The organism is Amycolatopsis pittospori (genome assembly GCF_013870525.1).
Lineage (GTDB): Bacteria > Actinomycetota > Actinomycetes > Mycobacteriales > Pseudonocardiaceae > Amycolatopsis > Amycolatopsis pittospori.
The window spans coordinates 106,183-126,772 of the sequence record NZ_JACBXD010000015.1 but is presented as its reverse complement, the minus strand read 5'-3'; the positions used below and the strand labels follow the sequence as shown (position 1 = coordinate 126,772).

Annotated in this window: 18 protein-coding genes; 10 read left to right on the top strand and 8 right to left on the bottom strand. The window is 69.0% G+C overall.

Annotated features, from left to right (window positions below):
• Positions 1-3,675 (top strand): non-ribosomal peptide synthetase (locus tag H5J31_RS11575; RefSeq protein ID WP_181772507.1); only part of this gene is annotated, 3,675 nt, incomplete at its 5' end.
• 389 nt (positions 3,676-4,064) lie between these two features.
• Here H5J31_RS11575 and H5J31_RS11570 read toward each other — a convergent pair.
• The 5 genes from H5J31_RS11570 to H5J31_RS11550 form a co-directional block, all read right to left on the bottom strand.
• Positions 4,065-4,622 carry a GNAT family N-acetyltransferase gene (locus H5J31_RS11570; RefSeq protein ID WP_181772506.1) on the bottom strand — a complete coding sequence of 186 codons (558 nt, stop codon included), beginning with the start codon at positions 4,620-4,622 and terminating at the stop codon, positions 4,065-4,067.
• Positions 4,623-4,694: 72 nt separating this feature from the next.
• On the bottom strand, positions 4,695-5,927 hold the full coding sequence (locus H5J31_RS11565) for an ABC transporter permease (protein ID WP_181772505.1): 1,233 nt from the start codon (positions 5,925-5,927) through the stop codon (positions 4,695-4,697).
• Positions 5,924-6,673: an ABC transporter ATP-binding protein gene (locus tag H5J31_RS11560; protein WP_236004939.1), complete on the bottom strand. Its 750-nt coding sequence runs from the start codon at positions 6,671-6,673 to the stop codon at positions 5,924-5,926. The genes H5J31_RS11565 and H5J31_RS11560 overlap by 4 nt, the downstream gene beginning before the upstream one ends.
• Positions 6,670-7,797, bottom strand: coding sequence for an efflux RND transporter periplasmic adaptor subunit (locus H5J31_RS11555; RefSeq protein WP_181772504.1), 1,128 nt, complete (start codon positions 7,795-7,797; stop codon positions 6,670-6,672). Before H5J31_RS11555 ends, H5J31_RS11560 begins: the two co-directional genes overlap by 4 nt.
• Before the next feature lie 17 nt (positions 7,798-7,814).
• Positions 7,815-8,384, bottom strand: a complete 570-nt coding sequence (locus tag H5J31_RS11550) for a hypothetical protein (RefSeq protein ID WP_207897865.1) — start codon at positions 8,382-8,384, stop codon at positions 7,815-7,817.
• 199 nt (positions 8,385-8,583) lie between these two features.
• Between H5J31_RS11550 and H5J31_RS11545 the strand changes: the two genes are divergently transcribed.
• Together H5J31_RS11545 and H5J31_RS11540 are read left to right on the top strand one after the other, a co-directional pair.
• Positions 8,584-9,237, top strand: coding sequence for a response regulator transcription factor (locus tag H5J31_RS11545; protein ID WP_181772502.1), 654 nt, complete (start codon positions 8,584-8,586; stop codon positions 9,235-9,237).
• Position 9,238: 1 nt separating this feature from the next.
• Positions 9,239-10,474: a sensor histidine kinase gene (locus H5J31_RS11540; RefSeq protein ID WP_181772501.1), complete on the top strand. Its 1,236-nt coding sequence runs from the start codon at positions 9,239-9,241 to the stop codon at positions 10,472-10,474.
• A 57-nt stretch (positions 10,475-10,531) separates the two neighbouring features.
• Here H5J31_RS11540 and H5J31_RS11535 read toward each other — a convergent pair whose 3' ends face one another.
• Positions 10,532-11,155 carry a class I SAM-dependent DNA methyltransferase gene (locus H5J31_RS11535; RefSeq protein WP_181772500.1) on the bottom strand — a complete coding sequence of 208 codons (624 nt, stop codon included), beginning with the start codon at positions 11,153-11,155 and terminating at the stop codon, positions 10,532-10,534.
• 57 nt (positions 11,156-11,212) lie between these two features.
• Positions 11,213-12,049 (bottom strand): PaaX family transcriptional regulator, encoded by an 837-nt coding sequence (locus H5J31_RS11530; protein WP_328701454.1) that lies wholly within the window; start codon positions 12,047-12,049, stop codon positions 11,213-11,215.
• Positions 12,050-12,146: 97 nt separating this feature from the next.
• On the opposite strand from H5J31_RS11530, the gene H5J31_RS11525 reads away from it, so the two are divergent.
• The 7 genes from H5J31_RS11525 to H5J31_RS11495 all read left to right on the top strand — a co-directional run bounded on the left by H5J31_RS11525 (position 12,147) and on the right by H5J31_RS11495 (position 19,074).
• A complete protein-coding gene (locus H5J31_RS11525) occupies positions 12,147-13,052 on the top strand; it encodes an SDR family oxidoreductase (RefSeq protein WP_181772499.1) in 906 nt (301 codons plus the stop codon).
• Between the two features lies 1 nt (position 13,053).
• Positions 13,054-13,935, top strand: coding sequence for an amidohydrolase family protein (locus H5J31_RS11520; RefSeq protein ID WP_181772498.1), 882 nt, complete (start codon positions 13,054-13,056; stop codon positions 13,933-13,935).
• Between the two features lie 7 nt (positions 13,936-13,942).
• Positions 13,943-14,395, top strand: a complete 453-nt coding sequence (locus tag H5J31_RS11515) for a MaoC family dehydratase (RefSeq protein WP_181772497.1) — start codon at positions 13,943-13,945, stop codon at positions 14,393-14,395.
• Positions 14,396-14,411: 16 nt separating this feature from the next.
• A complete protein-coding gene (locus H5J31_RS11510; RefSeq protein WP_181772496.1) occupies positions 14,412-15,734 on the top strand; it encodes an MFS transporter in 1,323 nt (440 codons plus the stop codon).
• Between the two features lie 10 nt (positions 15,735-15,744).
• Complete coding sequence (menE, locus tag H5J31_RS11505) at positions 15,745-17,187, top strand: o-succinylbenzoate--CoA ligase (protein WP_181772495.1); 1,443 nt, start codon at positions 15,745-15,747, stop codon at positions 17,185-17,187.
• Positions 17,188-17,239: 52 nt separating this feature from the next.
• The gene (locus H5J31_RS11500) at positions 17,240-17,584 is read left to right on the top strand and encodes an MmcQ/YjbR family DNA-binding protein (protein ID WP_181772494.1); all 345 of its coding nucleotides are present in this window, start codon (positions 17,240-17,242) and stop codon (positions 17,582-17,584) included.
• Between the two features lie 941 nt (positions 17,585-18,525).
• Positions 18,526-19,074 (top strand): hypothetical protein, encoded by a 549-nt coding sequence (locus H5J31_RS11495; RefSeq protein WP_181772493.1) that lies wholly within the window; start codon positions 18,526-18,528, stop codon positions 19,072-19,074.
• A 115-nt stretch (positions 19,075-19,189) separates the two neighbouring features.
• Here H5J31_RS11495 and H5J31_RS11490 read toward each other — a convergent pair whose 3' ends face one another.
• A complete protein-coding gene (locus H5J31_RS11490; RefSeq protein ID WP_181772492.1) occupies positions 19,190-20,455 on the bottom strand; it encodes an HNH endonuclease signature motif containing protein in 1,266 nt (421 codons plus the stop codon).
• Positions 20,456-20,590: the final 135 nt, after the last annotated feature.

The following is a 20,590-nucleotide window of genomic DNA, read 5'->3' as shown; positions in this document are numbered from 1 at the left end:
CCTCCGCCCGGTGAGGGTGGCCCGCCGCCCGGCGGCGATCCGGCGGAGCCGAAGTACGGCGGCATCCGGGTCAGTGGCGCCGGCGGCGAGGAGGCCGCGCACTATCCGCTCACGCTGGTGGTGACCCCGGCCGGCGCGATGGAACTGCGGCTGGATTACCGGCCCGACCTGTTCGAGTCGTCGGCGGCCGAAGCGCTGATGGCGCGGCTGGTCCGCGTGCTCAAGCAGATCGTCGCCGACCCGCACGTGCTTCTGAGCCGGATCGAGGTGCTGGACCCGGGCGAGCGTCGCCAGGTCGTCCTGGAGTGGAACGCCACCACCCGGCCGCTGCCGGGGATGGCGATGGGTGCGTTGTTCGAGGCGCAGACCGAACGCACACCGGACGCGATCGCCGTCGTCGGTGACGACGCGGTGCTCACCTATCGCGAGCTGAACGAGCGGGCCAACCGCGTCGCACACCGGTTGCTCGCGGCGGGCGTCGGGCAGGAAAGTCTGGTGGGCGTGGTGATGCGGCGGTCGGCCGACCTGGTCGCCGCACTGCTCGCGGTGATGAAGACCGGTGGGGCGTATGTCCCGCTCGACCGCGACCATCCGGTCGAGCGACTGCGCGCCGTCGTCGCCGAAGCGGCGTTGTCGGCCGTGCTCGTCGACGAGACGACCGCGGACCACGCCGTCGTCACCGGTGGCGTGCTCGGTGACGCGGAGATCGTCCACCTCGCCGACGCACTGTCCGAAGTGGACGCGACCAACCCGGGGATCCCCGTCTCGACGGAGAACCTGGCCTACGTCATGTACACCTCCGGCTCGACGGGCGTGCCGAAGGGCGTGGCGATCACGCACGGGAACGTCGCGAGTTTCGTCCTCGACCGCAGCTGGCGCGAGGACATCACCGAACGGGTCCTGATGCAGGCCAACCACGCCTTCGACGCGTCCACCTACGAACTGTGGGTGCCGCTTCTGCGCGGTGGCAGGCTGGTCATCGTCCCGCCCGGTGAGGTCGACGCGATCGAGCGCGGCAAGCTGATCGCCGAACAGGGCGTGACGAACGTGCACGCGACGGCCGGTCTGTTCCGGGCACTCGCGGAGCAGACGCCGCATATCTTCGCCGGCGTCCGCGAGGTCTCGACCGGCGGCGACGTCGTCTCCGCGACGGCGATCCGGACACTGCTCGAAACCCATCCCGGGATGATCGTGCGGACCACCTACGGGCCGACCGAGAACACGTCGTTCACGACGCAGATCCCGTTCACCGAAGCGGAAAGCGTCCCGGCCGCGGTGCCGATCGGCTTCCCGCTGGACAACACGCAGGTGTACGTCCTCGACGAGTTCATGCGGCCGGTGCCGCCCGGCGTCACCGGCGAGCTGTACGTGACCGGCGCGGGTCTCGCCCGCGGCTACGTCGGCCGGGTCGGGATGACGGCGGAACGGTTCGTCGCCTGCCCCTTCACCGACGTCGTCGGGCACGACGGCGCCGACTGGACCGGCGGCCGCATGTACCGCACCGGCGACCTCGGCCGCTGGACGGTGTCGGGGGAACTGGAGTTCGCCGGCCGCGCCGACGGGCAGATCAAGATCCGCGGGTTCCGTATCGAACCGGGTGAGGTAGAGGCGGTGCTGTCCGGACACGAACTGGTCGGGCAGGTCGCCGTGATCGCGCGAGAGGATCTGCCCGGCGTCAAACGGCTTGTGGCCTACGTAGTCCCGGCCGACGGTGGGCTCAACGGCCACGCCGAAACGGCCGGGCAGATCCTGCGGGACTTCGCGGCGTCGCGGCTGCCGGACTACATGGTCCCGGCCGCCGTGCTGACCCTCGACGCGCTTCCCGTGACGGTGAACGGGAAACTCGACCGGGCCGCGTTGCCCGCTCCCGATTTCGGCGCGCTGGTCAAGGGACGCGAGGCGGCCACCCCGGTCGAGGAGATCCTTTGTGGACTGTTCGCCGAGGTGCTGAGCCTGGAGCGGGTGGGAGCCGAGGACTCGTTCTTCGAACTCGGCGGCGACTCGATCATGTCGATGCAGGTCGTCTCCCGGGCCCGCCGGGCCGGAGTGGTGATCACGCCGCGGCAGGTGTTCGAACTCCAGACGCCCGCGGAACTGGCCCGGGTGGCTGGTTCGGTGGCGGAACTCGATCCCGCCGACGCCGCGGAGGACGTCCCGACCGGCTCGATCCCGTTGACCCCGGTGATGTACGACCTGGCCGAGCGGACGGGTTCGGTCACCAAGGCGGGGAGCCAGTCCATGCTCGTCGCGGTCCCCGCGAACCTCGATCTCACGCGGCTCGCGCAGGCACTGGACCTGGTGATGGACCGCCATCCGCTGCTGCGCGCCCGGCTGGAGGAGCGGGCGTTCGCCGTCCCCGAGCCGGGTTCGGACGAAGCTGTTTCCGCCGTCTCGCTCGTCCGGCAGGTCGACGCCACCGGACTCGGCACCGAGGAGCAGCGCGAACTGGTGCAGACGCAGGCCGGCCTGGCGCTGGAACGGTTGGACCCCGCGGGCGGGGTGATGGTGCAGGCCGTCTGGCTCGACGCCGGACCGGACGAGACCGGGCGCCTGCTCGTCGTCGCACACCACCTGGTGGTCGATGGTGTCTCGTGGCGGATCCTGGTGCCGGATCTGGCCACCGCGTACAAGGAACTGGAAGCCGGGCAGGATCCCGTGCTGGATCCGGCGGGGACCTCGTTCCGCCGGTGGGCGACGGCGCTCGCGGAGCAGGCACGCGGCCAGGACCGGGTCGGCGAATTGCCGGAGTGGAAGCGGATGCTGGCAGGCACCGATCACCTGCTCGGCGACCGGCCGCTCGACGCGGAACGCGACACCGTCGCGGCGGGCGTGCGGCGCGCGCCGGTCTCGGTGCCGGAACAGGTGACGTCCGCGCTGCTCACGCGAGTGCCGTCGGCGTTCCACACGGGCGTCGACGACGTCCTCCTCGCCGGACTGCTGGCCGCCGTGGGCGAATGGCAGCGCGCGAGGGGCCGGACCGCCGACGGTGGAATGCTCGTCGACGTCGAAGGGCACGGCCGGGAACCGCTGACCGAGGACATGGATCTGGCCCGCACCGTCGGCTGGTTCACCAGCCAGTACCCGGTGCGGCTCGATCCCGGTCCGATCGACTTCGCCGAGGTCCGCTCCGGCGGCGCCGACGCGGGAAGACTGGTCAAACGGATCAAGGAGCGGATGCGCGCGGTGCCCGGCGACGGACTCGGGTACGGCATGCTCCGCTACCTCAACGACGCCACCGCGGGGAGCCTTGCCGCGTTGCCGGTACCTCAGATCGGGTTCAACTACATGGGCCGCTTCGCCGCGACGCGGGAACCCGCTGTTGCGGACGGTGCCGGTGCCGTTCCCGAGGTTCGGCCGTGGCAGCCGGCGGGGGAGCGAGCGCTCGGTGGAGCGGTCGACGACGACATGCCGGCCAGGCACGCGCTCGAAGCGGGCGGGATCGTGCGGGACCTGCCCGAAGGTCCCGAACTGAACCTGAACCTGGAGGCACCGTCGGGCCTGTTCGCGGCGGCGGACCTCGAGGATCTGGCGGCAGGCTGGGCGGCGATGCTGACCGGTCTGGTCGCATATATCGACGCCGGTGGCGCGGGCGGGCACACGCCGTCCGACTTCGGCCTGATCTCCCTCGCCCAGGACGACATCGAGGAGTTCGAAGCCACTCTCGCGAATGACTGAGTGATCTGTGTGAAGCGCGTGAAGGCCCCCTTTCCTCGGTTGAGCCGAGGAATGGGGGCCTTCACGCGGGCCAGGCCAGCGGGGTGCAGGGTCGCGAGTGGCGATTTGGGTTCTATTGAGGGGAAAGGCGAACGGGTCCTGTCTCGGGCGAGACGGCAGCCTGGGTGACGCTACACCGCACTCACGTGCTCAAACCCGGATCTCGCGTGCTCAGACGCCGCACACCCGAGTGCGGCATCCAGGCACGCGAGTCACGCCTTACCGAAGACATGACCGGCCAACCGACGTCACAGCCGCCCCACCGTCACCAAAGATCACACCTGAAGGTCGTGAGTGGCAATTCGGGTTAGAACACGAATCGCCACTCACGACCGCGCCGGCCCAGCGCCTCAGAACGCGCGCAGAGCGGCGTGGATATGCCTACGGGCGTGTTCCTGGCTGAACAGCAGCATGGCCGTACCGCTTTCCATGTCGAGCACGGTCGCTTCCTGGACGAACCCGCTCTTCTCCGCGACCCGGATCGACGCGGCGTTCCGGGGCTCGGTCCTCAGTTCGACCCGCCGCATCCGGCCGGTCGAAAGTGCCCACGCGGTCAAGGCGGGCAGGGCTTCGCTCATTACGCCCTGACCGCGGAAGGAGGAGCGCAGCCCGTAGCCGATCTCGACGCTCCGGCGGTCCCAATCGGGATTGAACAGGCTCATCGCGCCGAGATGGGCACCGGATTCACCGTCCAGGACGGCCAGGTGCACGCCCATTCCGGCGTTCCGGAACCGCGGTAGCCGCTCACGGAGCCAGTGGGAGACGCCGAGCGGTGAACGCGGGGCCCCTGGCGGGAGCGCGGCCCAGTCCCCGGCCGCGATCACCATGGTCGCGGCGGTCGCGTCGGCGGTGTCGAATTCGCGGATCACCAGTTTGCCGGTGTCGATCCGCACAACGGGGAACGTCATGGTCGGAACCCTTTCCTGGAATGGGAAAACGCCGCCGTGAAGTCGGAGTGGCACGGCGGCGTCTTCGGCTGATCAGACCGTCCGGAGTCCCTCGGTGGGGGAAAGCCGGGCAGCGCGGATGGCGGGGAGAAGACCGGCGAGCGCGCCGATCAGGACGGCGGAACCGATGCCGCCCGCCCACGCTTCGGGCGGGATGACCACGGCCCAGTCCTTGATCCGGGCGTAGATCACCGTGGACGCGACGCCGGCGGCCACCCCGACCGCGCCGCCGATGAGCGCCAGCAGGATCGCCTCGGACAGGAACTGGGTGCGGATCTGGCGCCGGGTCGCGCCGAGCGCCCGCCGCAGCCCGATCTCCGAGCGCCGTTCCAGTACCGAGATGATCATGATGTTCGCGACGCCGACCGCCCCGACGATCAGCGCGACCGCGCCGAGTCCCAGGAACAGGCTGTTGAACGCCCCGGTCGCGGCTGCCCGGGCGGTGAGCGCGTCGGACGGCTGGCTGATGTCGACCTCGTTCGGGGCTTCGGGGTTCGCCGTCTGCGCCAGCACCCCGTGCACGGCGCCGACCTTGTCGGTGTTCGCCCGCACGTAGATCGTGCTCGGCGGGCCGATGGTCGCCTTGCCGTCGGCGATGCTCGCGTAGTCGAGGTAGCGCTGCGCGGCCGGGTAGCCGACCAGGACGCTGGTGTCGATCTCGTTCGCCAGCACCGCCGGGCTGAGGATGCCGGCGACGTAGAACCACTGGCCGCCGAGCCAGATCCGCGACCCGGGATGCACCGCGACGACCCCGAGCCGTTTCGCCGCGGTGGCCCCGAGGACGACGACCGGTTCCGTCGCGGTGGCCTCGTTCAGCCACACGCCCTGCGCGACCGTCGTCGCGACCACCGGCAGCAGGTTCAGGCTGGCGGCCTTGACCTGCAGCGCGTTCGTGGTCACCTCGGGGATCAGCGGGCTGCGGTACACCTTGGGATCGCTGATCGTGCCGGTGTTCGCCACCTGCTCGACATCCGGCAGCCGGTTGATCCGCGCGGGCGACTCCAGCGGCAGTTTCGCGTCCTTTCCGGTGAAGGTCTGCCCGGTCGTCGCGGTCAGCAGGTTGGTGCCCAGCCGGTCGATCTCGGCCAGCAGACCCGCCTGCGACGACGACGAAAGGCCCAGGACCGCGACGATCGCGGCGACCCCGATCGCGATCCCCAGTGCCGAGAGCGCCGCCCGCAGTTTCCGGGTGCGGATCCCGATCAGCGCGACCCGCGCCTGATCGCCTGCCTTCAGCCGCGCGGGCGACAGCGAGTTCCCGATCATGACTCCCCGCCCCGGCCCGCGCTGTCGGAGACGATCTGTCCGTCGAGCACGTGGACCTGCCTCGGCAGCCCGGCGGCGAGGTCGCTGTCGTGCGTGATGACCAGGATCGTCGCGCCGCCGTCGTGCAACTCGTGGAGCAGGTCCATGATGGACGCTCCCGTGTTGCTGTCGAGGTTGCCCGTCGGCTCGTCGGCGAGCACGATCGCCGGCTTCCCGACCAGCGCCCTGGCGATCGCCACCCGCTGTCGTTCCCCGCCCGACATCTTGCTGGGCCGGAAGTTCGCCCGGTGTTCGAGGCCGACCCGTTCCAGCGCGTCGGCCGCGCGCTGCCGTCGTTCCTTCAGCCCGATCCCGGCGTACAGCAGACCGTTGGCGACGTTCTCCAGCGCCGTCGAATGCTCGGCGAGGAAGAACTGCTGGAACACGAACCCGATGCTGCGGGCCCGCAGGGCGGCGAGGCGGTTGTCGTTCAATCCCGCCGCGTCGACCCCGTCGATCCGGACGATCCCGGACGTCGGCGCCTCCAGCGTCCCGATCACGTGCAGCAGCGTCGACTTCCCCGAACCGGACGGCCCCACGATCGCGACCAGTTCGCCCTTGCGGACGGTGAAGCTGACCCCGCGCAGGGCCGGGACCGGTGGCTGGCTGCCGTACTCCTTGGTGACGTTCTCCAGTTCCAGCACCGGCGGCGCGAGGCCGTTGCCGGTGTCCGGGGCGTACACCCCGGTGCTCATCGGCGCGGTCATGTCGACGGCACCACCACGCGGTCGCCCGCCTTGAGTTCTCCCGTCACCTGCACGAGGCCCTTGGCGTTGTCGAACAGGCCGAGTTTGACCGGGACGATCCGGTGCGCGCCCTGCGCGTCGACCCGTTCGACGGCGTATCCGCCGCCCGCCTGCCCGGTCAGCGAGGTCACCGGGACGATCAGCGCCTTGTCGACGCCGTCGGTGGTGATCTCGACCTGGACCGGCGCCTGGTCGAGTGTGCCGGCGTCCTCCGGTTTGTCGAGCGACACGTAGACCGGGATCGTCGCGTTCGCCGACCCCCCACCTGTCGCCTGCTCCTCGGCCGCCGAGTTCGCGACAGTGCCGATTCGCGCCACCTTCCCGAGGGTGATCTTGTTGTCGGGCAACGTGATCTGCACCTTGTCGCCGACCTTGACCGCGGACTGCTGCGCCGCGTTGAGCTCGACCGTCACCTGCCGCCCGGTCGAAGTCGCCTCGAACACCGGCGTCCCCGGCACGGCCCGCGTCCCGAGTTTGGCGACGACCTTGCTGACCCGCGACGCACCCGGCAGGAAGACCGCCTCGCCCAGCTTCAGCTTGCCGGTCTCGTCCGCGCCGATCTTCTCCTGCAGTTCCTTCAACGCTTTGTAGGTCTGGTAGGTGAAATCATCCTCGTTCGGATCGAGCTGGGACGTGGTCGCGTAGCCGAGATCGACCAGGTTCTTGTTGAGTTGCTGGACGTCCCAGCCTTCGTCCCCATAGGACAGAGCGCGATAGCCGGGCCGTGCGCCGCACAGCAACGGCACCGGGTCGTCGCCCGCGGTGTAGAGGACGTCGCCGCAGTTGATCGACCGGCCCTGCGCCGGCAGGGCGGTGTAGATCCCTTCCGCCTGGTTCACCGCCGTATATGGCGAGCCGTCGTCCTGTCCGGCGTAGGACAACGTGCCGTTCGTGTTGACCTGTGCCGAAAGCGGCCCTTCCCGTACGGCCGCGGTCGCCCCGGTGGGTGTACTCGTCTGCGCGGCCGCCTGGGGTTCTCCGGTGAACGGCGCCGTCACGACGACCGCGCCACCGGCGCCGACCGTCAGCACCAGCACCGTGGAACCGACGATCAGCCGTCGTCTCAGTGGTCTGCCCGCATTCATCGCGCTACCGTTGTCCCTCAGCCCTGGCCGGGGGCGACGCCGCCCGGCAGCAGTTTGCGGCACTTCTCCTGTGCCTCCTTGAACGACGGCGACTCGGGGTCGACACCGTCACCGCGGTTGATCAGCATGCGGCCGTCGGGCTGGGGGTCCGGGAACTTCGGCACGCCGTTCTCGCGCATACAGGCGACGAACTTCAGCATCGCCTCCTGCTGTTCGCCGCTCTGGCCCGACTGCGCGAGGCCCGGCGGCTCCAGCGCTTTGCACTTCTCTTGCGCCGCCTGGAACTGCGGACTGTTCGGGTCGAGATCGCTTCCGCGCTGCGCCTGCAACTGCAGTCGCCCGCCGACAGGATCCGGGAAGCTCGGGACGCCGTTCTCCCGCATGCACTGCGAATACTTCACCAGCGCCGCGGTCCGCTCGTCCTGCTCGCTGTTACCCGTGTTGCCACTGTTACCGGTATTGCCGGTGTCGGCCGGCGTCTTGTCGGCGGGATCGCCGGCGCAGCCGGCGAGGCCGAGCCCGGCCACCGTCAGCGCGACGACGAGCATCCCCGCCCGACGCTGCTTCTTTTCCTTCACCATGGCCATTTCCTGTTTCCTCCCTCGGGAAAGTCCGTGGGACGAGTTCTACTCATCGGGTGGTCACACGACGGTCCGCGAACCTGTGACCTCGCTGTGACCGGCTGCCCCTGGACGGTCACGCGGGGTACTTTGAGGGGAACGGGAGGGTCTGTGACCGGCGTGTGACCGCCGGCCTGGCAGCCTTGCGCGAGGGAGGGGAGGGCGGATGAGGGTCTTGGTCGTCGAAGACCAGTCCGAACTCGCGGATTCGGTCGGCCGGGTCCTGCGGCGTGAGGGCATGGCGGTCGACGTCGTCTATGACGGCTCATCCGCCCTCGAGCGCACGTCGCTGGTCCAGTACGACGTCGTGGTGCTGGACCGGGACATCCCCGGCGTGCACGGCGACGACGTCTGCCGCTCGCTGGCGGCCGAGGCCTCGCAGACGCGGGTGCTGATGCTGACCGCGTCCGGCACCATCGCCGACCGGGTCGAAGGCCTCAGCCTCGGCGCCGACGACTACCTGCCCAAGCCGTTCGCCTACGCCGAACTGGTCGCGCGGATCCGGGCGGTCGGCCGACGCTCCCAGCCGGCGCTCCCGCCGGTGCTCGTCCACGGCGACCTGACGCTCGACCCGGCCAAATGGATCGCCACCCGCGGCGGCACCCGGCTCGCGCTCAGCGCCAAGGAATTCGCGGTCCTGGAGTACCTGCTCGCCGCCCAAGGCCGGGTCATCTCCGCGGAGGAACTGCTCGAACGGGTGTGGGACGAGGCGATCGACCCGTTCACCACCACGGTCAAGGCCACCATCAACCGGTTGCGGTCCAAGCTCGGCAGCCCGCCGGTGATCGAGACCGTGCCGCGCGGCGGCTACCGGATCTGACATGCGCGTGACCGAGTGGCTCCCGCGTCTCAAGCCCAGCCGGGTCCGGCTGCGGCTCACCGCGTTGTACGGCCTGCTGTTCGTGTTCTCCGGCGCCGTGCTGCTCGCGATCACCTATCTGCTGGTCGCCAACTCGCCGCGGGAGAACTTCACCTTCGTCACGCAGCGGCCGGGTGGCGGTGCGCCGACGGTGACCGACCAGGCCCCGGCCGACATGCCCGCGAGCGCGGCGGAACGGCAGGCGCAGGCCGTCGTCCGGCACGAGGAGGAACTGCGGGTCCTGCTGGTCCAGTCGGGGATAGCGCTGGCGATCATGACGGTGATCTCGATCGTGCTCGGCTGGCTGGTGGCCGGGCGGGTACTGCGGCCGCTGCGGACGATGACCGAGTCGTTGCAGCAGATCTCCGCGCGCACCGTCAACGAGCGGCTGGCCGCGGAGGGACCGCGCGACGAGATCAAGGATCTGTCGGACACCATCGACGGACTGCTCGGCAGGCTGGAATCGGCGCTGGACGCGCACAAACGCTTCATCGCCAACGCCGCCCACGAACTGCGCACCCCGCTCACCGTCCAGCACGCGCTGCTGGAGGAGACGCTGATCGACCCGGCGGGTTCACTCCCTGCCTTCCGCGCGACGTTCGAGCGCCTGCTGGTGCTCGGCCGCCAGCAGGGACGGCTGCTGGAATCGCTGCTCACACTGGCGAGCAGCGAACGCGGGGTGGAACACCGGGAACCGGTCGACCTGGCGGTGCTGACCGAGCAGGTCCTGCAGGTCTCCCGGCCGGCCGCGCGGCACCGCGACGTTCGTATCGAGGCGCGCGTCGCCCCGGCGCTGACCACCGGGGACCCCGCGCTCGTGGAACGCCTGGTGGCGAACCTCGTGGACAACGCCGTCGGGTACAACGTGCCCGGCGGAAGGGTCGAAGTCAGCGTGGAGACGCAAGGCGCCTACGCCGTCGTGTCGGTGTCGAACACCGGCAAGACCATCCCGGCCGAGCAGGTGGAGCGCCTGTTCGAACCGTTCCAGCGGCTCGACCGCACCGCGGGGCCGGAAGGCCGCCACGGACTCGGACTGTCGATTGTCCGCGCCATCGCGACCGCGCACGACGCCGCGATCCTGGCCGCCGCCCGGCCGGACGGAGGACTCTCGGTGAGAGTCGCGTTCCCCGGGGTGGAGCGGGAAGAACCGCGGGAGTTGCCTGCGGCACCGGTGGCTGAAGGTTCGGCCGTCGCCTAGCCGATTCCGCCGGGGTCGACGATCGCGACCGCGATGATGGCTGTCTCCTTGCCCTGCTCAGCGGCGCGCCGTGATCAGCAGATGCTCCTCGGGCGGCGTCCCCGGCTCGTCCGCGGTGAAGATCTCCGAATGGGTGCCGGTGACCTCGAGTCCGGCCGCGCCGACCCGCCGGACGAGGTCGTCCGGCATGAAACTCGTTTCGTGGAAGGTGTGGCCGAAGAACTGCACCGGCACGTCTTCATAGTCTCGCGGCACGGTGACGAGGGCGAACAGCCCGCCCGGCACCAGCCAGCGCGCGACGTCGGCGAGTACGGCTTCGGTGTCCTTGCGCGGCATCTGCAGGAACGGGAAGAACGCGCAGACGGCTTCCCACGACTCGGGCGGAGACGTCCATTCCCGCACATCGGCTCGTACGAACGTGGCGGCGGGGACCTGTTCGCGGGCGATGCCGATCATCACCGACGAGACGTCGAGCCCGGTCACCCGGTGCCCGGCGGCGGTCAGGTCTTCGGCGACCGGACGGCCGGTTCCGCTGCCGATGTCGAGCACCCTCGACGACGGCGGCAGCGTTTCCAGCAGATGGCGCACCGCCCTGCCGACCACCGGTGGACGGCCGAAAACGTCCTCGTAGGCGGAACCGATGGTGTCGAACAGTTCCTCCGCCGTGGCCGGACGGTCCATTTCGCAGCTCCCTCGGATCGCGCGATGATCCACACCGGAAACCGAGGGTAGCGCGGCCTAGCCGTCGGCGGCACTCACGACGTCGAGCTCCTCCTCGGCCGATTTCGCCGACGCGTCCCGGATCCGTTCGTCGAGCTTCGCGAAGACCTGTTCCGCGCGAATGGCCGGCCAGTCCTCGGGCAGGTGTTCGGCGGGGAGGTGGGGGTCCTGCCGGACGGCTTGCAGCCAGTCGGTGTGGAGAAGCAGGCGGCGGGCCAGCTCGTCCGGTATCGAGGGGAGCGGGTTCGGCGTATCCCAGCGGTCGAGGAAGGCGTGGTACCGGGCGGAAATCTCGTCGATGTCGAAGGCCTTGCGCACCAGGTCGGCGGATTCCGTCGGCTTGGCCTCCTGGGCGCTGAACACGGTCACGTGGTCGAGCAGGCCGAGCGGTCCGGCGATCGCGGTGACGTCCCTGGTGCCCGGTGCGATCCACAAACCGTTCTGCAGCAGGCCGAAACCCGCCCAGACGAGCTGGCTGCGCAGATCGTGCCGGTCGCCGCGCCTGCTGTCGGGCAGGGAGTAGCCGACGAGGGTCCAGGTGCCGTCCCAGTCGCGGTTGACCGCGCCGGTGTCCCAGATCCGCCGCCGCCCGTCCTCCAGGACCTCGGTCGCGCGGGCGGTCAGTCCGAAGTAGACACGTCGCCCTCGGCGCTGTCTGGTCAGCAGGCCGCGGGCGACCATCCGGGTCAGCGTCGAGCGCACGGCCTCCTCGGAGACGCCCACCCGGGCGAACACGTCGATCACGCTGCCGGAGTAGACGGCGGTGTCGCGGCCGAGCACGTACAGGCCCAGGAAGTTGAGCATCAGGGACTGCGGCCGGTGGGCCTGGCCGGATGCGGTGTCGTCTTCGGTCACGCAGAGCAGCTTAGACGATGATGTTGGGCAGATTCTTGACGGCCGTTTGAATTGTGACCTACTTTAGGTCCGCAACGGACGACGAGAGGACGGCTCCATGGACTTGTCGGGCAAGGTCGCGGTGGTCACCGGCAGCGGCCGCGGATTGGGGCGGGCCTACGCGGCAGCGCTCGCCGCCGCGGGTGCCGCCGTCGTGGTCAACGACGTGGACGAGGCGGCGGCAGGGGAAACCGTCGGCGCCATCGCCGCGGCAGGTGGGCGAGCCGTTCCGGTGATCGCGCCGGTGGGGGACGCCGAGGTCGCCGAACGACTGGTCGCCACCGCGGTCGGGGAGTTCGGCCGGCTCGACGTGCTGGTCACCAACGCCGGGATCCTGCGCGACAGGGTGCTGTGGAAGATGTCCGACGAAGACTTCGACGACGTCGTCCGCGTTCATCTCCGCGGCACGTTCACCTGCGCTCGGGCCGCCGCAGTCCGGATGCGGGAACAGGGGGAGGGCGGCAGGCTGATCCTGGTCTCCTCGCCCGCCGGGCAGCGGGGCAACTTCGGGCAGACCAACTACGCCGCCGCGAAGGCCGGGATCGCCGCCATGGCGCGGACCTGGGCGATGGAACTGGCGAAGGCGGAGATCCTGGTCAACGCCGTCGTCCCGGTGGCCGCGACGGAGATGACGCGCACCATCCCGGCCTTCGCGCCGGTGATCGAGGAAGCGGAACGCACCGGCGAACCGTTCCCGCCCTGGCTGCGCCGCGACGAAGGGCTGGGCACGGTCGAGGACGCCGCGTCCCTGGTCGTCTTCCTGGCCTCGGACGAGTCGAAGGACATCACCGGTCAGGCGATCGGCATCGGCGGAGACCGGCTCGCTCTCTGGGCACACCCGCGGGAGAAGACCGTGGCCTTCGCCGACGGCGGCTGGACCGCCGACGGGATCGCGCTCGATTGGCACGCCGGGGTCGGCGCCGCCCCGGAGAGTTTCGGCATCCCCGCGCCGAAGGGACCGTGACATGCCGATCGACCTCGACGAAGTGGTCGCGATCGACGTCCACACCCACGCGGAGATCTCCAAGGACGGCCACGGTTCGCTGAGCCCCGCGCTGTTCGGCGCGTCGGAGAAGTACTTCAAGGCACACGGTCACCGGCAGCCGTCCATCGCGGAAATGGCGGCGTACTACCGGGAACGCAGGATGGCCGCCGTCGTCTTCACCGTCGACGCCGAACACGCCACCGGTCACGCGCGGATCGCGAACGAGGAGGTCGCCGAAAGCTGCGCAGAGCACGGCGACGTCCTCATCCCCTTCGCCAGCGTCGATCCGTGGAAAGGCGGGGCCGGCGTCCGTGAGGCCCGCAGGCTGGTCGAGGAACACGGCGTCCGAGGCTTCAAGTTCCACCCGAGCCTCCAGGGTTTCGCGCCGAACGACCGGATGGCGTACCCGCTTTACGAAGCCATCCAAGAACTCGAGGTTCCCGCGCTGTTCCACACCGGGCAGACCGGCATCGGCGCCGGCGTCCCCGGTGGCGGCGGGATCCGGCTCAAGTACTCGAATCCCTTGCTGGTGGACGACGTCGCCGTCGACTTCCCCGAACTCCGCATCATCCTCGCGCATCCGTCCTTCCCCTGGCAGGACGAGGCTTTGGCGGTCGCGACGCATAAACCGTACGTCCACATCGACCTGTCGGGCTGGTCGCCGAAGTACTTCCCGCCGCAACTCGTGCGGTACGCCAACACCCTGTTGAAGGACAAGGTCCTGTTCGGCTCCGACTATCCGGTGATCACCCCGGACCGGTGGCTCGCCGACTTCGCCGAACTCGAGATCAAACCCGAAGTCCGCCCGAAGATCCTCAAGGACAACGCGGCGAAGCTGCTCGGCCTCGTCAAGAACGGCTAGGAGAGACATGACCCACGCGAACGGCATCGAAGAGATCAAGGCCCTCGCGGGCGCGGACCTCGGCCACGGCGACTGGGTGGAGATCACCCAGGACCGGATCGGCCGGTTCGCCGACGCGACCGACGACCACCAGTGGATCCACGTCGACCCCGAACGCGCGGCCGGGGGCCCGTTCGGCGGGACCATCGCGCACGGATACCTGACGCTGTCCCTGCTGATCCCGCTGTTCTCAGATCTGCTGGAGATCACCGGCGTGCGGATGAGCGTGAACTACGGACTGGAGAAGGTGCGGTTCCCCAGCCCCGTCCCGGCCGGCGGCAAGATCCGCCTCGCCGGGAAGGTCGCCGAGGTCACCGACATCGCCGACGGGGTCCAGATGGTCCTCGACTTCACGATCGAACTCGACGGCTCCGCCAAACCGGCCTGCGTCGCGCGCGCCGTCTACCGGCACTACGCCTGACGAGGAGGAGAAGGCCATGCGGTCCCAGCGCAACGTCCAGCTCCGCCGAGCGGTCGCTTCGAGCTACCTCGGCAGCCTGATCGAGTACTACGACTTCCTGCTCTACGCCACGGCTTCCGCGGTGGTGTTCACCAAGGTGTTCTTCTCGGATCTCGACCCCGCGCTCGCGACGGTCGCCAGTTTCGGCACCTTCGCCACCGGCTATCTCGCCCGGCCGCTGGGCGGCGTGCTCTTCGGACATTTCGGCGACAAGCTCGGCCGCAAGCGGATGCTCGTGATGACCATGACGCTGATGGGTGTCTCCAGCTTCCTCATCGGGCTTCTGCCGACCTACGACCAGATCGGGCCCGCCGCGCCGGTCGGCCTGATCCTGTTGCGGGTGCTGCAGGGCGTCTCGGTCGGCGGCGAATGGGGCGGCGCCGTCCTGATGTCCGCCGAACACGCCACAACGCGGCGCGGCCTGTGGGCCAGCTTCGCGAACGCGGGCGCGCCGAGCGGGATGGTCGTGTCGACCCTGGTGATGACGGCGACGGTGGCCATCACCGGCGAGGCTGCGTTCCTGGACTGGGGCTGGCGAGTGCCGTTCCTGCTCAGTGTCGTGCTCCTGGCGATCGGGTTGTTCGTCCGCTCCCGGGTCGAAGAGACCCCGGCTTTCCTCGCCGCCAAGACGAAAGCGCCGCGACGCCGGTTCCCGCTCGTCGCCGTGCTGCGCGACCAGCCGAAGACGTTGCTGCTGGGCGTCGGTGTGGGGCTCGCCGCGTTCGTCGTGCAGGCGACGCTGACGACGTTCGTGCTCGCATACGGCGTCCAAGCGGGACATGGGCGGCAAGCCGTGCTGAACGCGCTCACCGTGTCGTCCGCGTGCGCCGTCGTGGGCATCATCGGCTGGTCGGCGGTCTCGGACCGGTTCGGCAGGCGGCCGGTCGTGATGATCGGCGCGGTGGTGACCGCGGTGTACGGGTTCCTGCTGTTCCCGCTCGTCGACAGCCGCAGCGGCGCACTGCTGCTCGTGGCGCTGGTGATCGGACAGGGCGTCTTGCACCCGATGATGTACGGGCCGCTGGCCGCGCTCTACACCGAACTGTTCGCCACCGAGAACCGGTACACCGGCGCCTCATTGGGATATCAGCTCGCCGGCCTCGGCGCGGGCTTCGCGCCGGTGCTGTTCGCCGAGTTCCAGCGCGCGTCCGGCGAGCCGTCGACGACGGCGGTGTCCTGGACGATCGCGGCGTTCTGCCTGCTCTCGGCAGGCTGCGTGCTGGCGCTGAAGGAGACGAACCGGCGAGACTTGATCGAGACGTCGCCCGCCAGGACCGCCGCTGTGGAAACCGTCGAATAGGAGACCGCGGATGCTCGACGAGGGAATCGGCGGCTGGCCCGCCCGCCGGGCGCGGATCTCGCCCGGGCGCACCGCCCTGCTCTTCGAAGACGAACCGACGACGTACGCCCGTCTCGCCCAGCGCGTCGCGAAGCTGGCTTCGCGACTGAGCGCGGCGGGCGTCCGCAAGGGCGATCGGGTGGCCTATCTCGGGCCGAACCATCCGGCGTTCGTCGAAACCCTGTTCGCGACCACCTCGCTCGGCGCGATCTTCGTCCCGCTCAACTTCCGGCTGACCGCCCCGGAGATCGAGCACATCCTCGACGATTCCGGTGCCACGGTGCTGATCCACGCGCCCCGAACCGTCCCCGACAGGCCCGCGGTCCGAACAGTCACACTGGACGACTACGAAACCTGGCTCGCCGAGCCAGGTGAGACCCCGGCAGACGTGACCGTGGCGGCCGACGACGTCGCGCTGATCCTCTACACGTCCGGTACGACGGGACGGCCGAAGGGCGCCGCACTCACGCACGCCAACCTGCTCTGGAACACCTTCAACCTGCTGATCGGGGTCGACGTCGGGGGAGACGAGGTCACCCTCGTCACCGCGCCGCTGTTCCACATCGCCGCGTTGGCGCAGACGCTGCTGCCCACCCTGGTCAAGGGCGGCTGCGCACTCATCACCCCATCGTGGGATGTGGACGGTTGCTTCGACCTGATCGAGCGGCACCGGGTGACGTGGATGTTCGGCGTGACAACGATGTACGCCACCTTGGCCGCGTCCCCGCGGTGGCCTTCCGCCGACCTGTCGTCGGTGCGGAGCGTGATGTGCGGCGGCGCGTCCGTTCCGGAGGAACTGGTGCGGACGTATCAGCGGCGCGGGCTCGTGTTCTGCCAGGGATACGGGATGACCGAGACCGCGCCGGGCGTGACGTTCCTGGAGGCGCGGGAGAGTGGTGGGCGGGCGGGCTCGGCGGGTGTTCCGGTGTTCTTCGCCGACGTCCGGCTGGAGCCGCCGGGAACGGGCGAGGTCCAGGTCAAGGGGTCGAACGTGACACCCGGCTACTGGCGGAACCCGGTCGCGACGGCGGCCGCGTTCACCGAGGACGGATGGTTCCGCACCGGCGATCTCGCGACCGTCGACGAGGACGGGCACTACCGGATCGTCGACCGGCTGAAGGACATGTTCATCTCCGGCGGGGAAAACGTGTACCCGGCCGAGGTGGAGAACGTCCTTTACGAACACCCGGCGGTGGCCGAAGCCGCGGTGATCGGTGTCCCGGACCACAAATGGGGCGAGGTCGGCCGCGCCTTCGTCGTCCTGTCGGGTGACGCCGGCGACGACGAGCTGCGACGGTTCCTGCTGGGACGGCTGGCGAAGTACAAGGTGCCGGTGCGGTTCGAGTTCGTCGAGCGGCTGCCCAGGACCGCGTCGGGAAAGGTGCGCAAGGCCGACCTGCGGACGGGCGCCTGAACCTGTCGGCCGGTGCGCTTACACTGTGGCCGCCGAGTTCTGGGGGTTTCAGGTGAGTGTGCAGAGTGACGAGTTCCACCGGATGTTGGAAAAGCTCGCGGACGTCGAGCGTTCCGACGCGAAGGAGTGGGAGTCGTACAGCGTGCGCGGCAAGCGGTTCGGGTACTACTGGCCGCGGACCCAGACCGTCGGCCTGAAGCAGACGCTGTCGGAACAAGAGGCGCTCGTGGCCGAACGCCCGGACGTCTTCGAGGTCCAGTTCACCGCCGGAGGATTCGGCTGGGTGGTCGTCCACCTCGACGGCATCGAGTCCGACGAACTGACCGAACTGGTTTACGAGGCCTGGCGGCTGTCGGCCCCCGAGGAACTCGTCGCGCAGGTTCCGCCGCCCTGTTGAGCGTTACTGCGATCGTGTGTTGACGTGCGTCACTGTTTCCGTGGGGTAGTGGTCGGGAACATTCCAGGTGGCTGTGCGTTGTAGAGAGTGTCGGTACGGATGGTGCCCCCGGGCCTCAAACTCCGCCTTCATGGAATACCGGTTCGGCCGGAGCCATGATGTGCCACTCGCCGAGAGGCGGCCCTCCGTACCGGCTTTTAGCTCCCGCTTCCGCTCGCAGGTAACCCCCAGGCCTTCGCTGAGCGGGAGCGGGTCTTTTCTTTATCCGGCGCGGATATTCGGCGTTGCTACGATCGAGTGTTGACGCACGTCACGTCAGGGAGAGCTCCGCGGCGCGGAACATTTCACGCGGCGGATCGTTGTACAGGGTGTCGGTACGGATGGTGCCCCCGGGCCTCAAACTCCGCCTTCATGGAATACCGGTTCGGCCGGAGCCATGATGTGCCACTCGCCGAGAGGCGGCCCACCGTACCGGCCACCGAACTCCCGCTTCCGCTCGCAGGAACCCCCAGCCTTCGCTGAGCGGAAGCGGGACCTTTTCTTTAATCACTTTGCCCGTGTCGGCATTCGATCTTCGTTAGGTAATCCCGGTTCCGTGATGCTCAAATACGCCGCCGCCAGCGGTCTGCCTCGTGACAGGGTCGACTGGTGCGATTGCGGCGGATCAGCAGGTGGCGGTGGCCAGGCGCGGTACTGGGCAGGATGTGAGCAGTCGTAGAAGCGGTGGTGTCTGATGTCCGGAGTCCAGAAAGCGCGTGATCATGCGGGTGGCCGGTCCGGGTGAACTTGCCCGCGAGGCGGTCCCTCAGATCCTCGAACGCTTCCTGCCAGTACGCTGTGACCTGGGGCCGCCGCGTGATCGTTTATCTTCACACACCGATGATCATCTGTGACCGCACCTGCCACTGTCAGCAGGAGAACGGCTCGTCGAAGGAGACGCAGTGCTGGGATTGCTGGGCTTCTACGACGAACTCGAAACCCGCTCCGGCCAGCCGAACGGATCGATCCGCGATGCCGTCCGGTCCGTCGGCGAGCCGGACGAGGCGGACCTGGTGGCCTACCTGGACGCCGGCCACGTCCTGATCGACGTCATGGAAGCGGGTCACGACGTCATCACCGGCAGCACCCACCGGCACTCTCCGGGATGCTCGTCACCGGTGACCGACGGCACCTGGTTGTGGCGCCAGGACTTCCCGCACTACCTGGAAGCCCACCACGTCTCGCTGCCCCGGACGTTCGTCGAACACGTCCGCGGCCTGAACTACCGAATGCCCACCATCACCGTCGCGCAGTTCGCTCCACACTACGACGAGACCATGCCCCTGGTCGGTTGGGCCTCGGCCGTCCCGTGGCGATCGACGGCGACCACGCTCGTACCTGAACCCCGACCAGTGAGCAGCAAAGCCCAGTTCGACGCGGCGACGCTGGCCCCCGACCGGAACCGGCCGCGAGACGGCGGGGGCAAGCGGCGTAAGCCACGGAAGGCGTAGGAACCAACAGCTCAGGAGCGATCTGCAGCTGGAGTACCAACTGAGAGGTAGAGCCCGTGTCGGCACTCGGGCATGCCGAAGGGCCCGTCGCCGGTGGCTGGCGGGCTCTTCGGGGTCAGGCGGCGCGGTGGAGGGTGTTGCGCCGGGGTAGTCGGAGCGGGTCTCGGTATTGGGGTGGGATGAACTCGGGTAACCCGTCAGCGGCCATTCGGACTTCCCATTCGCCGTGATGGATCAACCGGTGGTGGAAGCTGCAGAGTAGGACGAGGTTGCGCAGGTCGGTCCGTCCGCCGTCTGCCCAGTGGTGGATGTGGTGGGCGTGACAGCCCTTCGGCCGCCGGTGACAGCCCGGGAAGGCGCAACCCCCGTCGCGGATGTTCAACGCCCGTCGTTGGCCGGGGGTGACGAAGCGTCTGAGCCGTCCCACATCGAGGGGTTCTCCGGCTGCGTTGAGGACGACGGGCAGCATGAGGCAGTCGCAGGCGGCCATGCGGGCGTCGCGGGCGGTCATCTCTCCGACGAAATCGACGCACGCGGTCCCGAGACCGGTTTTCAGTTCATCGAGTCCGATGGTGACGTGCACCAGGGTCCGGTAGCCGTTGGTGCCGGGCTGGTCCGGGCAGGCGATCGCGAGATCCAACAGATCAGCGAACGCATCACCCTGACGTTCCGCCTTGCTCCGGAAGTCGCCTTCGCCGAACTCGTCGACCGGGCGAGGCTTGCTATAGGCCTCGATGAACGCTGCTGTGCGGGCGCCGAGTTCGTCGTCCAACAGGCCTTTGAGGTTCCAGAAGCCGTCTTTGCGGCGCTCCACAGTGAGTTCGCGACGGGGCTGGGTGGGTTCGGGGTCCTTGGGTTCTTTGCCGTCGGGGTCGAGCCATGCCAGCATCTGCTTCGCACATTTCGCGATCTCCGAAGGCCCGGCGTCCCGGCCAAGATTCGCGAGCTGATTCTCCGCACACGCCCGATCCTCCACCGAGGTCTCGGCCGGGATCTTCCGCAGCACGTCCAAGATCTGATCGATCCGCTGCTCACCGACCAGCCCCTCGGCCGCGACCGCCGCAGTGGCAGGCGCGAACGGCGGAACCTCGCTGCCATCAAGCGCACGCGTCGGATTCAACGCGACCGCACGCTTCACCACATCCCCCGCCTCACCACGGGTCAGACCCGCGAGATCAGCGAACCACGCCTCCGTAGTCCCATAGCCGTACAAATCCTTGGCGCCCCGAGACTCGATCTCCGCCAAGAACCGTCCCAACCCGGCCGCGGCGACCCGCATCACTCGCAGGAAGTGTCGCGCCCCATGGGCAAGCTCCAGTTTCCCGGCACGCCACAACTCCTGCGGCAGCTCGGGAAGAACGGGAACCTCGGTCTCGGACACCCCACAATAATACCCTAAACCTGTCGAACATGCGTTCGTAATGTTATGTGACGGCGAAATGGTGCGAATAACACTAGAGGGTGATTTGGCCGAATGTCGTGACTACAGAACCGCCGGAAAGGGGTCGCGGGTGGT

Excerpts from the sequence above, each read along its gene's own strand:
- H5J31_RS11520 (WP_181772498.1), top strand. The coding sequence starts at position 13,054 with ATGCCGATCGACCTCGACGAAGTGGTCGCGATCGACGTCCACACCCAC.
- H5J31_RS11555 (WP_181772504.1), bottom strand. The coding sequence starts at position 7,797 with ATGAATGCGGGCAGACCACTGAGACGACGGCTGATCGTCGGTTCCACG.
- H5J31_RS11525 (WP_181772499.1), top strand. The coding sequence starts at position 12,147 with ATGGACTTGTCGGGCAAGGTCGCGGTGGTCACCGGCAGCGGCCGCGGA.
- menE (WP_181772495.1), top strand. The coding sequence starts at position 15,745 with ATGCTCGACGAGGGAATCGGCGGCTGGCCCGCCCGCCGGGCGCGGATC.
- H5J31_RS11540 (WP_181772501.1), top strand. The coding sequence starts at position 9,239 with ATGCGCGTGACCGAGTGGCTCCCGCGTCTCAAGCCCAGCCGGGTCCGG.
- H5J31_RS11565 (WP_181772505.1), bottom strand. The coding sequence starts at position 5,927 with ATGATCGGGAACTCGCTGTCGCCCGCGCGGCTGAAGGCAGGCGATCAG.
- H5J31_RS11560 (WP_236004939.1), bottom strand. The coding sequence starts at position 6,673 with ATGACCGCGCCGATGAGCACCGGGGTGTACGCCCCGGACACCGGCAAC.
- H5J31_RS11550 (WP_207897865.1), bottom strand. The coding sequence starts at position 8,384 with ATGGCCATGGTGAAGGAAAAGAAGCAGCGTCGGGCGGGGATGCTCGTC.
- H5J31_RS11510 (WP_181772496.1), top strand. The coding sequence starts at position 14,412 with ATGCGGTCCCAGCGCAACGTCCAGCTCCGCCGAGCGGTCGCTTCGAGC.
- H5J31_RS11570 (WP_181772506.1), bottom strand. The coding sequence starts at position 4,622 with ATGACGTTCCCCGTTGTGCGGATCGACACCGGCAAACTGGTGATCCGC.
- H5J31_RS11545 (WP_181772502.1), top strand. The coding sequence starts at position 8,584 with ATGAGGGTCTTGGTCGTCGAAGACCAGTCCGAACTCGCGGATTCGGTC.
- H5J31_RS11515 (WP_181772497.1), top strand. The coding sequence starts at position 13,943 with ATGACCCACGCGAACGGCATCGAAGAGATCAAGGCCCTCGCGGGCGCG.
- H5J31_RS11535 (WP_181772500.1), bottom strand. The coding sequence starts at position 11,155 with ATGGACCGTCCGGCCACGGCGGAGGAACTGTTCGACACCATCGGTTCC.